Origin of the sequence: Serratia surfactantfaciens (assembly GCF_001642805.2) — a bacterium.
GTDB classification, from domain to species: domain Bacteria; phylum Pseudomonadota; class Gammaproteobacteria; order Enterobacterales; family Enterobacteriaceae; genus Serratia; species Serratia surfactantfaciens.
In genome coordinates this window covers 4,750,081-4,764,073 of the sequence record NZ_CP016948.1, presented here as the reverse complement: position 1 = coordinate 4,764,073, position 13,993 = coordinate 4,750,081, and the positions used below count along the sequence as shown (strand labels likewise).

Here is a 13,993-nt window from a genome sequence, read left to right as displayed (position 1 = left end):
AAACACACCCTAATCAAAGGCCCTTCGGGGCCTTTTCTCTGGCTGCCTGTCGGAGAGAAGTTGGGTAAAGCAGCGCAGCGTAGCTGCGCTTTTTTGTTTTTTACGCATAGCAAAAAGCCCTGAACGTCAGTTCAGGGCTTTCGGCTTTGTTTGATGCCTGGCAGTGTCCTACTCTCGCATGGGGAGACCCCACACTGCCCGCCAGTGTACAAGGCCCGGGAACGTATTCACCGTAGCATTCTGATCTACGATTACTAGCGATTCCGACTTCATGGAGTCGAGTTGCAGACTCCAATCCGGACTACGACATACTTTATGAGGTCCGCTTGCTCTCGCGAGGTCGCTTCTCTTTGTATATGCCATTGTAGCACGTGTGTAGCCCTACTCGTAAGGGCCATGATGACTTGACGTCATCCCCACCTTCCTCCAGTTTATCACTGGCAGTCTCCTTTGAGTTCCCGGCCGAACCGCTGGCAACAAAGGATAAGGGTTGCGCTCGTTGCGGGACTTAACCCAACATTTCACAACACGAGCTGACGACAGCCATGCAGCACCTGTCTCAGAGTTCCCGAAGGCACCAAAGCATCTCTGCTAAGTTCTCTGGATGTCAAGAGTAGGTAAGGTTCTTCGCGTTGCATCGAATTAAACCACATGCTCCACCGCTTGTGCGGGCCCCCGTCAATTCATTTGAGTTTTAACCTTGCGGCCGTACTCCCCAGGCGGTCGATTTAACGCGTTAGCTCCGGAAGCCACGCCTCAAGGGCACAACCTCCAAATCGACATCGTTTACAGCGTGGACTACCAGGGTATCTAATCCTGTTTGCTCCCCACGCTTTCGCACCTGAGCGTCAGTCTTCGTCCAGGGGGCCGCCTTCGCCACCGGTATTCCTCCAGATCTCTACGCATTTCACCGCTACACCTGGAATTCTACCCCCCTCTACGAGACTCTAGCTTGCCAGTTTCAAATGCAGTTCCCAGGTTGAGCCCGGGGATTTCACATCTGACTTAACAAACCGCCTGCGTGCGCTTTACGCCCAGTAATTCCGATTAACGCTTGCACCCTCCGTATTACCGCGGCTGCTGGCACGGAGTTAGCCGGTGCTTCTTCTGCGAGTAACGTCAATTGATGAACGTATTAAGTTCACCACCTTCCTCCTCGCTGAAAGTGCTTTACAACCCGAAGGCCTTCTTCACACACGCGGCATGGCTGCATCAGGCTTGCGCCCATTGTGCAATATTCCCCACTGCTGCCTCCCGTAGGAGTCTGGACCGTGTCTCAGTTCCAGTGTGGCTGGTCATCCTCTCAGACCAGCTAGGGATCGTCGCCTAGGTGAGCCATTACCCCACCTACTAGCTAATCCCATCTGGGCACATCTGATGGCAAGAGGCCCGAAGGTCCCCCTCTTTGGTCTTGCGACGTTATGCGGTATTAGCTACCGTTTCCAGTAGTTATCCCCCTCCATCAGGCAGTTTCCCAGACATTACTCACCCGTCCGCCGCTCGTCACCCAGAGAGCAAGCTCTCTTGTGCTACCGCTCGACTTGCATGTGTTAAGCCTGCCGCCAGCGTTCAATCTGAGCCATGATCAAACTCTTCAATTAAAAGCTTGATTTGCTTCCACTCGAGAAGCGATGCTCAAAGATTTACTGCATGAATTTTACTTCAGTTAGTCACTCTTCAAGACTTGATATTTTTTTGCATCCGAAGATGCTGGATATCGTCTTGTGGAGTGCCCACACAGATTGTCTGATAAATTGTTAAAGAGCAGTGAGTTAGGCGCTTTCGCTTGCTAACTCGAGGTGGCGTATATTACGCTTTCCTCTTTCAGAGTCAACCCTAATTTTCAGGATTTTTTCTCTGCGACCCCCGGATACTCTGTGAAGTTGTTCACATGTTCCGTGTCGATGGAGGCGCATTATAGGGAGTTCCTCGCAGGCCGCAACAGGTATTTTCAGCAAAAACGATCGTTCGCTGCATTCCACAGCAAAACCCCGCCTTATACCCACTTGCACACAGTGTTATCCACAGATGCGATTTGTACGGAAAATTTACGAGCGCCACGCAAACGTTTTCGCTACAATTCCCCGCGACGAAACGATCCCCCTTTTATGGGGGCGTTACCTGAATTTGTGCCTGTCCCTCCCTTTATAAGGCAAAAAACCGCGCTTTATAGAGAGAACGAGGTGGACATTCACGTAACGCTCTTTAATTGCGACTCAAAGCCAAGGGATAAAACCATGCAACAACCTCGTCCAATCCGCCGGGCCCTGCTCAGCGTGTCTGACAAAACCGGTATCGTTGAATTCGCCGAAGCGCTTTCCCAGCGCGGCGTTGAACTGCTCTCCACTGGCGGCACCGCCCGTCTGCTGGCAGACGCCGGTCTGTCCGTTACCGAAGTTTCCGACTACACCGGTTTCCCGGAAATGATGGACGGACGAGTCAAAACCCTGCACCCTAAAGTCCACGGCGGCATTCTCGGCCGCCGCGGCCAGGACGATGCCGTCATGAATCAGCATGACATCAAGCCTATCGACATGGTGGTCGTCAATCTGTACCCGTTCGCCCAAACCGTGGCGCGCCCGGATTGCTCGCTGGAGGATGCGGTCGAGAATATCGATATCGGCGGCCCGACCATGGTGCGCTCCGCCGCCAAGAACCATAAAGACGTCGCCATCGTAGTGAAGAGCAGCGACTACGCCGCCATCATTACCGAGATGGACAACAACGACGGTTCGCTGCGCTATGCCACCCGTTTCGATCTCGCCATCAAAGCTTTCGAACACACCGCCGCCTACGACAGCATGATCGCCAACTACTTCGGCGCGCTGGTGCCGGCGTACCACGGCGAGACCGAGCAGCCGTCCGGCCGCTTCCCGCGCACCCTGAACCTCAACTACATTAAGAAGCAGGATATGCGCTACGGTGAGAACAGCCACCAGCAGGCCGCCTTCTATATAGAGGAAGAGGTAAAGGAAGCGTCCGTCGCGACCGCCGAACAGCTGCAAGGCAAAGCGCTGTCCTATAACAACATCGCCGATACCGACGCCGCGCTGGAATGCGTGAAAGAGTTCGCCGAACCGGCCTGCGTGATCGTCAAGCACGCCAACCCTTGCGGCGTGGCGATCGGCGACGACATCCTGGCCGCCTACGAGCGTGCTTACCAAACCGACCCGACCTCCGCCTTCGGCGGCATCATCGCCTTTAACCGCGAACTGGACGCCGCCACCGCACAGGCGATCATCAGCCGCCAGTTCGTGGAAGTGATCATTGCGCCAAGCGTCACCCAGGAAGCGCGCTCCCTGCTGGCCGCCAAACAGAACGTGCGCGTGCTGGCCTGCGGCCAGTGGCAGCAACGCGTGGCTGGGCTGGACTTCAAACGCGTCAACGGCGGGCTGCTGGTGCAGGATCGCGATCTGGGCATGGTGACCGCCGGCGATCTGCGCGTGGTATCAGAGCGCCAGCCGACCGAACAGGAACTGCGTGACGCGCTGTTCTGCTGGAAAGTGGCCAAGTTCGTGAAATCCAACGCTATCGTGTATGCGCGTGACAATATGACCATCGGCATAGGCGCCGGCCAGATGAGCCGCGTTTACTCCGCCAAGATCGCCGGCATCAAAGCGGGCGACGAAGGGCTGGAAGTAAAAGGCTCCGCCATGGCCTCCGACGCCTTCTTCCCGTTCCGCGACGGCATCGACGCCGCAGCGGCGGTTGGCATCACCTGCGTGATCCAGCCGGGCGGTTCGATCCGCGACGACGAAGTGATCGCCGCCGCCAACGAACACGGCATTGCGATGATCTTCACCGACATGCGTCACTTCCGCCATTAATTCCTTTTGCCGCGTGCGCTCCGGCGCACGCCATTCGTGGAGCCCCTGATGAACATTTTGATTATCGGCAACGGCGGGCGCGAGCACGCGCTGGCCTGGAAAGCCGCCCAGTCTCCGCTGGCGGATAAAGTCTATGTTGCGCCGGGCAATGCCGGCACCGCGCTGGAAGCCAATCTGGAAAACGTGGCGATCGCCGCCACCGACATCCCCGCCCTGGTCGCTTTCGCCCAGAGCCATGACATCGGTCTGACCATCGTCGGGCCGGAAGCGCCGCTGGTGATCGGCGTGGTCGACGCCTTCCAGGCCGCCGGTCTGAAAATTTTCGGCCCATCACAGGCCGCCGCACAGCTCGAAGGCTCCAAAGCCTTCACCAAGGATTTCCTGGCGCGCCACCGCATCCCGACCGCCGAATATGAAAACTTCACCGAGGTGGAGCCGGCGCTGGCCTACGTGCGCCGCAAAGGCGCGCCGATCGTCATCAAGGCCGATGGCCTGGCGGCCGGTAAGGGCGTGATCGTCGCGATGACGCTGCAGGAAGCGGAAGAAGCGGTGCGCGACATGTTGGCCGGCAATGCCTTCGGCGACGCCGGCCATCGCATCGTCGTGGAAGAGTTCCTCGACGGCGAAGAAGCCAGCTTCATCGTGATGGTCGACGGCGAGAACGTGGTGCCGATGGCCACCAGCCAGGACCACAAGCGCGTCGGCGACGGCGACACCGGCCCGAACACCGGCGGTATGGGCGCCTATTCTCCGGCACCGGTAGTGACCGACGAAATCCACCAGCGCGCCATGGATCAGGTGATCTGGCCGACGGTGCGTGGCATGGCGGCGGAAGGCAACACCTACGTCGGCTTCCTGTACGCCGGCCTGATGATCTCCGCCGACGGTCAGCCGAAGGTGATCGAATTCAACTGTCGTTTTGGCGATCCGGAAACCCAACCGATCATGCTGCGCCTGCGTTCCGATCTGGTGGAGCTGTGCCTGGCGGGCGCCGAAGGCCGCCTGAACGAGAAAACCTCCGACTGGGACGAGCGTCCTGCGCTCGGCGTGGTGCTGGCGGCCGGCGGTTATCCGGGTGACTACCGCAACGGCGAGGTTATCCAGGGGCTGCCGCAACAGGAAAGCGCCGAGGGTAAAGTCTTCCACGCCGGTACGCGCCTGCAGGGCGATGACGTCGTCACCAGCGGCGGTCGCGTGCTGTGCGTCACCGCATTGGGCGACACCGTGGCGCAGGCGCAGCAACGCGCCTATCAGCTGGCGGAAGGCATCCACTGGCCGGGCAGCTTCTGCCGCAAAGATATCGGTTATCGCGCGATCGCGCGCGGCAAATGATTTGACCTTTCACGGTCATGACAAGAGGCTCCGCAGCGCGGGGCCTTTTTTATAGCTGGTCTTCTTTCGGTTCCCAGCTGCAGAAGTCGTCGTTAGCCACCAGCAGCAGCTCGCTGCCTTCCGGCGCTTCCAGCCAGGCGACGCTCACCGGCCGGCTGCTGCTGCGAGCGCGCTTCTCGATCCAGACGATGGCGGCGGCATCCAGCCCAGGTTTTAAGCGCTGGCCGTCGCAGGTTTGCACCTGGCCCTGCATCCAACGCCCCTGCAGCAATTTGACCTTGCCGGCGCGCAGCGCATTGCTCACTTCGAGGATACGCCGCGCCTGATATTGGTACAGGGCGATTTCATCGCTGGTCAGCGGTTCGCGGCGCGTCGCCAACTGGCGCTGCATAAAGCTCACCGTGCCGTCGTCGGCAAAGCGCAGCTGAATGGAATCTCGATCGCCGTCAGCGTCGTTGCGTTTGATTTGGCGCAGCACGTCGCCCTGATAGGTGTACAGCGTGGTGATGGTGCCCGGCCCTCGGTAAGGGCTATAGACGCTGACCAGCACCTGTGGGCGGTGTTGCTCATCGTCTTTACGCCACAGGCGTATCACGCCCTGATCGGCCACGAAGCCGCTGGCGGTAAAGCTGGGGATATCGGAATGGAAACTGCAGGCGCTCAGACCGAGGGCAATGCCGGCGGCCATGAACGCCCGACGAGTAAACAAAAGGGGCATCATCGCCCCCCTGTTTAAACTTTTCACCGAGGCGCGGTCTTATTTAACAGCGTCTTTCAGTGCTTTGCCAGAAACGAACGCAGGCACGTTGGCTGCTGCGATTTTGATTTCTTTGCCAGTCTGCGGGTTGCGGCCAGTGCGCTCGCTACGATGGTTTACTTTGAAAGTACCGAAGCCAACCAATTGTACTGCATCACCTTCTTTCAGAGACTCAGTAATAGCAGCCAGGGTGGATTCCAGAGCCAGTTTAGCTTGTGCTTTGGAAAGGTCAGCCTTGTCCGCGATTACATCAATCAGTTGAGTCTTGTTCATAAGTTATCCTTACAGTGTGTTTATCGTTTGCAAAGCATCGAGTGCGACGGATATGCCGATTGACAGCACTCTCCTGCATACACGCACCGATAGCCACTTTTTTTACGCCCCCCAAATGTAGACCAGACAGGGTGCGGATGTGAAGCCTTAAGGCATGACAAATCAGGCGTTAAATCACGTTTTGTTGCCTTATTGCGCTAAATTTATCCCGATGTTGCTGACACCGGCCTCTCGCAGGTCGGATCGCAGCCCCTTGATCAGGTCTATATCGCGCTCTTCACAGGCGTCCAACAGGCGGAAAATTTCCCATTGAATGTCCCATTCTTCCTCTACCGCCGGCAAACTTTCCAACTCTTCGTCGGTCATTTCCTTACCGGCTTGGGTCATTTCCAACATCGCCACGGTGCGAATCGATGTTTCGCTGATGGCGATGGCGTGCTCCAGCGTCTCCCCGCCGAGCCGCGAATGGATCAGTTCCCCTAATGCGATACAGGCATCAATTGCCGGGTAAACGCCGTAAAGATCGTAATCTTCCGCCGACGGAATCGCCTCTTCCAACTTCTCGAGCTGGCTGTCGAAGTTGACCTTGGCATCCTTCACCACCAGCGTTTCCCACACCAAATCCAGAATGCGGCGATAAACCGCCGGATCGCCGAACTCGGTCTGTTTGCAGAACATCTGGTAATTCGGGTACATACGCTCGCACAAACTGGCCATAAAGGTCAAATGTTGCCAGGCCTCGAGCCGTTCCAGGCGTAAATGAATCGGGTTACGTAGCATGATTTACTCTCTTACGCGTTATCTGCGGCGCAGTGTACCCGAAATCGCTCATCGCGACACCTCCGGATGCTGCTGCAACCAGCGCTGAAACGCCGGGCGACGCGATGCGATGGCGTCGGCCCAGCGGGTCGGCTCCGGTAAACGGTAGCCTGCCATACAGCGTTGCACCCACGCCAGCGCGCTGTCGGCGCCCACGCGATGCCCGGTAGAGATGAACAGCGGGTTGCAGCGCGCCTTGCTGCGCCACACCCAGCCCAGCTGTTCGCCCTTATCTTCCAGCGGCGCCAACGCGCCGACGGCGGCGTCCAGCGGGGCAAATTTGCCGCACAGGCGCTTCTTGGCCACGCCGATGGTCGGCACATCGACCAGCAGGCCGAAATGGCTGGCGACGCCAAGGCGCCGCGGATGTGAAATGCCGTGCCCATCGACGAAGATCAGCCCCGGTTTCTGCTGCAGCTGCCCCCAGGCGGCCAACAACGCCGGGTATTCGCGAAACGACAGGAAGCCCGGGATATAAGGCATGACAGTGGCGATGCGCGCCACCTGATACTCCACCAGTTCCAGCGACGGATAGCGCAGGATGGCGATGGCGGCGCGCGTCACCGCCCCCTCTTGTTCGAAGCCCACGTCGGCGCCGGCGATGAACGCCGGCGGTTCGGCCGGCAGATCGTCATAGCGAATGACTTCAGCGGCGCGCCGCAGCTGTTCGGCGCGCAGGGCCTGCATATCGGTCACCTCGGATCCTCAGCGGTGGTATTTCGCCGACTGCGCGTGCACCGCCTCGACGAAGGCGCCGGCGTGCTCCGGCGGCACATCCTGATGGATGCCGTGGCCCAGGTTGAATACATGACCGTTGCCGTGGCCGAAACCGGCCAGAATGGTCTCCACTTCTTCCGCGATGCGCGCCGGAGAAGCATAGAGCATCGACGGATCCATATTGCCCTGCAGCGCCACTTTGTCGCCTACGCGACGGCGCGCGTCGGCGATGTCGGTGGTCCAGTCCAGCCCCAGCGCGTCGCAGCCGGTGGCGGCCATCGCCTCCAGCCATTGCCCGCCGCCTTTGGTGAACAGCGTCACCGGCACGCGGCGGCCGTCGTTTTCACGCAGCAGACCATCGACGATCTTGTGCATGTAGTGCAAAGAGAACTCGCGGTAGTCGCGCCCGGTCAGTACGCCGCCCCAGGTGTCGAACACCATCACCGACTGCGCACCGGCCTTGATCTGGGCGTTGAGGTACAGAATCACGCTGTCCGCCAGCTTGTCCAGCAACAGGTGCAGCGTCGCCGGTTCGGCATACATCATCTTCTTCAGCTTGGTGAAAGCCTTGCTGCTGCCGCCCTCGACCATGTAAGTCGCCAGCGTCCACGGGCTGCCGGAAAAGCCGATCAACGGCACTTCGCCCTTCAGCTCGCGGCGGATGGTGCGCACCGCGTTCATCACATAGCCCAGCTCCACTTCCGGATCGAACACCGGCAGTTTGTCGACGTCGGCACGACAGGTGACGGGTGAGCTGAAACGCGGACCTTCGCCGGCTTCAAAGTACAGGCCAAGCCCCATGGCGTCAGGAATGGTGAGAATGTCGGAGAACAGGATGGCGGCGTCCAGCGCATAGCGGCGCAGCGGCTGCAGCGTGACCTCACAGGCCAGCTCCGCGTTCTTGCACAGCGACATGAAATCACCGGCCTGGGCGCGGGTTGCCTTGTACTCCGGTAAATAACGACCGGCCTGGCGCATCATCCATACGGGGGTCACATCCACCGGCTGACGCAACAGCGCGCGCAGGTAACGATCGTTCTTCAACTCAGTCATTTATGGGGCTCCCTTAATAATCTGCCGGCCATTGTACATTATTCTGCCCGGCACAGCGCCACGGTGTCCTCAATCAAGCGGCGTGCCACGGTGCCGGGCGGCGGCAACAGCGGCAATTGGTCGTAACGATACCAGCCGGCGTTGAGCAACTCTTTGGGATCGTGACGGATTTCGCCCTGATGGTAATCGGCCATAAAGGCCATCATCAGCGAGTGCGGGAACGGCCAGGGTTGCGAAGTGACATAGCGCAGGTTTTTGATTTCAATGTTGCTCTCTTCCATCACTTCACGCGCCACCGCCTGTTCCAGCGTTTCGCCCACTTCGACGAAGCCGGCCAGCACCGTGTGAATGCCGCCGCGATGGCGCACGTGCTGCGCCAGCAGGATCTGATCCTCGCGCCGAATGGCGACGATCACGCAGGGCGCGATCTGCGGGTAGTAGCGCTCCTTGCAATGGCCGCACAGGCAGGCGCTTTCGGTGCGGCTGAGGTGCATCTCATGGCCGCAGTAGCCGCAATAGCGATGGGAGCGGTAGAAATCCGCCAGCTGCACGCCGCGCCCGGCTAGCTGGAACAAGCCGCGATCCTGATCCAACAGCTGACGCACCGAGCCCATCTCCCGCGGCATCGCCTGGCGCACCAGCCAAACCGGCGCGCCCTCCCATTCACCGATGGTGCGCGCCATGTGGCCCTGCAGCCCGAGGGCGGCGGCCGTTCCCGACGGCAATTCACCGTTCGGTAACCAAAGTTTGCTTTCATGGCTGACGATCCACCAGCCGTTTTCATTGCCCGTTAATGCAAGTTCCATATCGTTGTTGCACAACCTCAGCTTCACTGGCACTCTACGAATCGGCTTTGTTACATTTTAATAACTTACCGGTTACTTTTATTACTTACACGGAGTCAAACATGCTCAACCGTTTGGAAAGGCTGACTCAGCGCGTTGGCGGTAGTAATGAATTAGTTGATCAATGGCTTCAGGCCCGCAAGCAGTTGCTGGTCGCTTACTGCACGCTGGTAGGCCTCAAACCGAATAAAGAAAAGCATACGCCGCTGAATGAAAAAGCGCTGGAGAACTTTTGCCACAACCTGGTGGATTATCTCTCCGCAGGGCATTTTCATATCTATGACAGAATTATCAAACAAGTGGAAGGCGCGGCCAGTCCGAAAATGTCGCTGGCGGTGAACATCTATCCCAAGCTGTGGGCCAATACCGAACAGATCATGGCGTTCCACGATCGCTATACCGAAGTGGATATCGATCAGGAGGTTTGTCTGGAGTTCCATCAGGCCCTGTCGGATATCGGCGAAACGCTGGCGGCGCGCTTTGCGCTGGAAGATAAGCTGATCCTGCTGGAGGCGGAAGCCGCGCAGCAACCGCTGCCGGACCAGGCGCTGGATCCGGCGCGTTAAAATTTTATAGTTTTTTTTCTTATCCCTCCTATACTGGGGGGCATCTTGTCGGAGTGCCTAGCGCCTGATTTGTTCATCGAATCAGCCAGGCTGAGACCGTTAATTCGGGATCCGCGGAACCTGATCGGGTTAATACCCGCGAAGGGAACAAGAGTAATCTATCGCCACAGGCACGACCCTCTTTTTGCGGGCGCCCTGCCTTATCGGCCACCATCATTACTCCCTCCGAACTCCAGACAAGCAACTTTCCCAACCCAACACACTGGTAGGAACTTGCTATGTCTAACGTTAATCCACCGCGCGCCCGCAAAGCGCAACGCGAAGCCGCCCAGCAGTTTATCGACACGCTGCAAGGTATGGCTTTCCCTAACTCACGCCGCATCTACCTGCAGGGCTCGCGCAGCGATATCCAGGTGCCGATGCGTGAAATTCAGCTCAGCCCGACCCTGGTCGGCGGCAGCAAAGATAATCCGCAGTATGAACAGAACGAGGCGATCCCGGTGTATGACACCGCCGGCCCGTATGGCGATCCGCAAGCCGAGCTCGACGTGCACGCCGGCCTGGCCAAGCTGCGCGCCGGCTGGATCGACGCGCGCGGCGATACCGCCACCCTGAGCGGCGCCAGCTCCGGCTTCACCCAACAGCGGCTGGCGGACGAAGGCCTCGATCACCTGCGTTTCGAACACCTGCCGCTGCCGCGCAAAGCGTTGCCGGGCAAGTGCGTCACCCAATTGCACTACGCCCGTGCCGGCATCGTCACCCCGGAGATGGAATTCATCGCCATCCGCGAAAACATGGGGCGCGAGCGCATTCGCGGCGAGGTGCTGCGCCACCAGCATCCGGGCCAGAGCTGGGGCGCCAACCTGCCGGACAACATCACGCCGGAGTTCGTGCGTCAGGAAGTGGCCGCCGGCCGCGCTATCATTCCCGCCAATATCAACCACCCGGAGGCGGAGCCGATGATCATCGGCCGCAATTTCCTGGTGAAGGTGAACGCCAATATCGGCAACTCGGCGGTCACGTCGTCGATAGAAGAAGAAGTGGAGAAACTGGTGTGGTCCACCCGCTGGGGCGCAGACACCGTGATGGATCTCTCCACCGGCCGCTATATTCATGAAACCCGCGAATGGATCCTGCGCAACAGCCCGGTGCCCATCGGCACCGTGCCTATTTATCAGGCGCTGGAGAAGGTCAACGGCGTGGCGGAGAACCTCACCTGGGAGATGTTCCGCGATACGCTGCTGGAACAGGCTGAACAAGGGGTCGACTACTTCACCATCCACGCCGGCGTGCTGCTGCGCTATGTGCCGATGACCGCCAAACGCCTGACCGGCATCGTGTCGCGCGGTGGCTCGATCATGGCCAAATGGTGCCTGTCGCACCATCAGGAAAACTTCCTCTATCAGCACTTCCGTGAAATCTGCGAGATCTGCGCCGCCTACGATGTCTCGCTGTCGCTCGGCGACGGCCTGCGCCCCGGATCGATTCAGGACGCCAACGACGAAGCCCAGTTCGCCGAACTGCATACGCTGGGCGAGCTGACCAAAATCGCCTGGGAATACGACGTGCAGGTGATGATTGAAGGGCCGGGCCACGTGCCGATGCAGATGATCCGCCGCAACATGACCGAAGAGCTGGAACACTGCCACGAAGCGCCGTTCTACACCCTCGGTCCGCTGACCACCGACATCGCCCCGGGCTATGACCATTTCACCTCCGGCATCGGCGCGGCGATGATCGGCTGGTTCGGGTGCGCCATGCTGTGTTACGTCACGCCGAAAGAACACCTCGGCCTGCCGAACAAAGAGGACGTCAAACAGGGCCTGATCACCTACAAGATCGCCGCTCACGCCGCCGATCTGGCCAAAGGCCATCCGGGCGCGCAGATCCGCGATAACGCCATGTCCAAGGCGCGCTTCGAATTCCGTTGGGAAGATCAGTTCAATCTGGCGCTCGATCCGGCCACCGCGCGCGCCTATCACGACGAAACCCTGCCGCAGGAGTCCGGCAAGATCGCCCACTTCTGCTCAATGTGCGGGCCGAAATTCTGCTCGATGAAAATTTCGCAGGAGGTGCGCGACTACGCCGCTGCCCAGGAGGCCGCCAAGCCGATCGAAGTGCAGCTGACCGGCATGGAAAAAATGTCCGCCGAGTTCCGCGCCCGCGGCAGCGACCTGTATCACAGCGCCACCTCGCTGCAAGAGGAGACCAGCAATGACTGATATCACTACCCCCTTCCCGGCAACGCCTCACAAACTGGGGCTCTACCCGGTGGTCGACAGCGTAGAGTGGATCGCTCGCCTGCTGGAGGCCGGCGTCACCACGATCCAACTGCGCATCAAGGATCTGCCTGACGAGCAGGTTGAACAGGATATCGCCGCCGCCATCGCGCTGGGCCGGCGTTATCAGGCGCGGCTGTTCATCAACGATTACTGGCGGCTGGCGGTCAAACACGGCGCCTACGGTGTGCATCTGGGCCAGGAAGATCTCGATACCACCGATTTGGCGGCCATCCATCGCGCCGGGCTGCGGCTGGGGGTCTCCACCCATGACGACGCCGAGCTGGCGCGCGCGCTGGCGGTGAAACCTTCCTACATCGCGCTGGGGCACATCTTCCCCACTCAGACCAAAGACATGCCTTCGGCACCGCAGGGGCTGGCGGAGTTGAAACGCCACATCGCCGGCTTGGCGGATTACCCGACGGTGGCGATCGGCGGGATCAGTATCGATCGCGTTCCGGCGGTGCTGGCGTGCGGCGTCGGCAGCGTGGCGGTGGTCAGCGCCATCACCCAGGCGCCGGACTGGCGCGCGGCGACGGCCGAGCTGCTGCGGCTGATCGAAGGCGAGGATCCGAACGATGCTTAACGATCGGGAGTTTTTGCGCTACAGCCGCCAGCTGCTGCTGGAGGACGTCGGCCCGGAAGGCCAGGAGAAACTCAAGCGCGCCACAGTGTTAATCGTCGGCCTCGGGGGGCTCGGCTCCCCGGCTTCACTGTATCTGGCCGCCGCCGGCGTCGGCACGCTGCTGCTGGCCGACGACGACCAGCTGCACGTCACCAATCTGCAGCGACAAATCCTTTACCGCAGCGCCGATACCGCCACAGGCAAGGCGGCGCTGGCGCAGCGCCATTTGCAGGCGCTGAACCCTTTGGTGGAGCTCATCCCGCTGGCGCAGCGGCTACAGGGGCAAGCGCTGCGCGACGCGGTCGCCCGCGCAGATCTGGTGCTGGACTGCTGCGACAATATGGCGACCCGTCATGAGGTCAATGCCGCCTGCATCGCCGCCGCCAAACCGCTGATCAGCGGCAGCGCCGTCGGTTTCAGCGGCCAGCTGCTGGTGCTCGAGCCGCCCTACGTGCACGGCTGCTATGCCTGCCTGTACCCGGAGCAGGAAGAGCCGCAGCGCAACTGCCGCACCGCCGGGGTGCTTGGCCCGGTGGTGGGCGTGATCGGCACCCTGCAAGCGCTGGAGGCCATCAAGATGTTGGCCGGCATGCCTTCCCCCCTCAGCGGCAAACTGCGGTTGTTCGACGGCAAGCAACAAAGCTGGAGCACGCTGCAACTGAGCCAGGCCCGCGCCTGCCCGGTATGCGGAGGCGCGGCATGAAGATCCGTTTGAACGATCAACCGCTGGAGCTGGCGCAGCCGCTCAGCGTCGCCGCCCTGCTGAGCCAACTGGAACGCCACCAGCCGGGCACCGCGCTGGCGATCAACCAAACCATCATCCCGCGCGCCGACTGGGCCAACCATTTGGTGCAGGACGGTGACGACATTTTGCTGTTTCAAGCGATCGCCGGAGGCTGA

Annotated in this window: 13 protein-coding genes, 1 rRNA gene and 1 riboswitch; of the genes, 7 read left to right on the top strand and 7 right to left on the bottom strand. The window is 60.0% G+C overall.

The genetic code is table 11. From position 1 onward, the window contains the following. Window positions 1–102: 102 nt before the first annotated feature. Window positions 103–1,601, bottom strand: a 16S ribosomal RNA gene (locus ATE40_RS22250). Window positions 1,602–2,237: 636 nt separating this feature from the next. Between ATE40_RS22250 and purH the strand changes: the two genes are divergently transcribed. After that, window positions 2,238–3,827 (top strand): bifunctional phosphoribosylaminoimidazolecarboxamide formyltransferase/IMP cyclohydrolase, encoded by a 1,590-nt coding sequence (purH, locus tag ATE40_RS22245; RefSeq protein ID WP_156785445.1) that lies wholly within the window; start codon window positions 2,238–2,240, stop codon window positions 3,825–3,827. Window positions 3,828–3,875: 48 nt separating this feature from the next. Beyond that, window positions 3,876–5,159: a phosphoribosylamine--glycine ligase gene (purD, locus tag ATE40_RS22240; protein WP_019456427.1), complete on the top strand. Its 1,284-nt coding sequence runs from the start codon at window positions 3,876–3,878 to the stop codon at window positions 5,157–5,159. Window positions 5,160–5,208: 49 nt separating this feature from the next. Here purD and ATE40_RS22235 read toward each other — a convergent pair whose 3' ends face one another. The 6 genes from ATE40_RS22235 to nudC form a co-directional block, all read right to left on the bottom strand. After that, window positions 5,209–5,880: a DUF1481 domain-containing protein gene (locus ATE40_RS22235; RefSeq protein ID WP_026036179.1), complete on the bottom strand. Its 672-nt coding sequence runs from the start codon at window positions 5,878–5,880 to the stop codon at window positions 5,209–5,211. Window positions 5,881–5,916: 36 nt separating this feature from the next. Continuing rightward, window positions 5,917–6,189 carry a nucleoid-associated protein HU-alpha gene (gene hupA, locus ATE40_RS22230; protein ID WP_004929874.1) on the bottom strand — a complete coding sequence of 91 codons (273 nt, stop codon included), beginning with the start codon at window positions 6,187–6,189 and terminating at the stop codon, window positions 5,917–5,919. A 189-nt stretch (window positions 6,190–6,378) separates the two neighbouring features. After that, window positions 6,379–6,969 carry a YjaG family protein gene (locus ATE40_RS22225; RefSeq protein ID WP_025160203.1) on the bottom strand — a complete coding sequence of 197 codons (591 nt, stop codon included), beginning with the start codon at window positions 6,967–6,969 and terminating at the stop codon, window positions 6,379–6,381. A gap of 48 nt (window positions 6,970–7,017) precedes the next feature. Continuing rightward, the gene (gene nfi, locus ATE40_RS22220; RefSeq protein WP_063917914.1) at window positions 7,018–7,704 is read right to left on the bottom strand and encodes a deoxyribonuclease V; all 687 of its coding nucleotides are present in this window, start codon (window positions 7,702–7,704) and stop codon (window positions 7,018–7,020) included. Between the two features lie 9 nt (window positions 7,705–7,713). After that, window positions 7,714–8,778, bottom strand: a complete 1,065-nt coding sequence (gene hemE / locus ATE40_RS22215) for a uroporphyrinogen decarboxylase (RefSeq protein ID WP_004929877.1) — start codon at window positions 8,776–8,778, stop codon at window positions 7,714–7,716. A 38-nt stretch (window positions 8,779–8,816) separates the two neighbouring features. After that, complete coding sequence (gene nudC / locus ATE40_RS22210) at window positions 8,817–9,584, bottom strand: NAD(+) diphosphatase (RefSeq protein ID WP_025160202.1); 768 nt, start codon at window positions 9,582–9,584, stop codon at window positions 8,817–8,819. Window positions 9,585–9,685: 101 nt separating this feature from the next. On the opposite strand from nudC, the gene ATE40_RS22205 reads away from it, so the two are divergent. From ATE40_RS22205 to thiS, 5 genes are all read left to right on the top strand, one after another. Beyond that, window positions 9,686–10,189, top strand: a complete 504-nt coding sequence (locus tag ATE40_RS22205; RefSeq protein ID WP_019456431.1) for an Rsd/AlgQ family anti-sigma factor — start codon at window positions 9,686–9,688, stop codon at window positions 10,187–10,189. Window positions 10,190–10,228: 39 nt separating this feature from the next. Further along, a riboswitch (TPP riboswitch) is annotated at window positions 10,229–10,353 on the top strand. A 114-nt stretch (window positions 10,354–10,467) separates the two neighbouring features. Beyond that, window positions 10,468–12,411, top strand: a complete 1,944-nt coding sequence (gene thiC / locus ATE40_RS22200) for a phosphomethylpyrimidine synthase ThiC (protein ID WP_019456432.1) — start codon at window positions 10,468–10,470, stop codon at window positions 12,409–12,411. Beyond that, on the top strand, window positions 12,404–13,054 hold the full coding sequence (gene thiE / locus ATE40_RS22195; RefSeq protein WP_063917915.1) for a thiamine phosphate synthase: 651 nt from the start codon (window positions 12,404–12,406) through the stop codon (window positions 13,052–13,054). The genes thiC and thiE overlap by 8 nt, the downstream gene beginning before the upstream one ends. Next, window positions 13,047–13,796 carry a HesA/MoeB/ThiF family protein gene (locus ATE40_RS22190; protein WP_063917916.1) on the top strand — a complete coding sequence of 250 codons (750 nt, stop codon included), beginning with the start codon at window positions 13,047–13,049 and terminating at the stop codon, window positions 13,794–13,796. Before thiE ends, ATE40_RS22190 begins: the two co-directional genes overlap by 8 nt. Beyond that, window positions 13,793–13,993 carry a sulfur carrier protein ThiS gene (gene thiS / locus ATE40_RS22185; protein ID WP_019456435.1) on the top strand — a complete coding sequence of 67 codons (201 nt, stop codon included), beginning with the start codon at window positions 13,793–13,795 and terminating at the stop codon, window positions 13,991–13,993. The genes ATE40_RS22190 and thiS overlap by 4 nt, the downstream gene beginning before the upstream one ends.

Bases quoted from the DNA above. Each gene is read 5' to 3' on its own strand.
- purH (WP_156785445.1), top strand. From the start codon at position 2,238: ATGCAACAACCTCGTCCAATCCGCCGGGCCCTGCTCAGCGTGTCTGAC.
- purD (WP_019456427.1), top strand. From the start codon at position 3,876: ATGAACATTTTGATTATCGGCAACGGCGGGCGCGAGCACGCGCTGGCC.
- ATE40_RS22235 (WP_026036179.1), bottom strand. From the start codon at position 5,880: ATGATGCCCCTTTTGTTTACTCGTCGGGCGTTCATGGCCGCCGGCATT.
- hupA (WP_004929874.1), bottom strand. From the start codon at position 6,189: ATGAACAAGACTCAACTGATTGATGTAATCGCGGACAAGGCTGACCTT.
- ATE40_RS22225 (WP_025160203.1), bottom strand. From the start codon at position 6,969: ATGCTACGTAACCCGATTCATTTACGCCTGGAACGGCTCGAGGCCTGG.
- hemE (WP_004929877.1), bottom strand. From the start codon at position 8,778: ATGACTGAGTTGAAGAACGATCGTTACCTGCGCGCGCTGTTGCGTCAG.
- nudC (WP_025160202.1), bottom strand. From the start codon at position 9,584: ATGGAACTTGCATTAACGGGCAATGAAAACGGCTGGTGGATCGTCAGC.
- ATE40_RS22205 (WP_019456431.1), top strand. From the start codon at position 9,686: ATGCTCAACCGTTTGGAAAGGCTGACTCAGCGCGTTGGCGGTAGTAAT.
- thiC (WP_019456432.1), top strand. From the start codon at position 10,468: ATGTCTAACGTTAATCCACCGCGCGCCCGCAAAGCGCAACGCGAAGCC.
- thiE (WP_063917915.1), top strand. From the start codon at position 12,404: ATGACTGATATCACTACCCCCTTCCCGGCAACGCCTCACAAACTGGGG.
- ATE40_RS22190 (WP_063917916.1), top strand. From the start codon at position 13,047: ATGCTTAACGATCGGGAGTTTTTGCGCTACAGCCGCCAGCTGCTGCTG.
- thiS (WP_019456435.1), top strand. From the start codon at position 13,793: ATGAAGATCCGTTTGAACGATCAACCGCTGGAGCTGGCGCAGCCGCTC.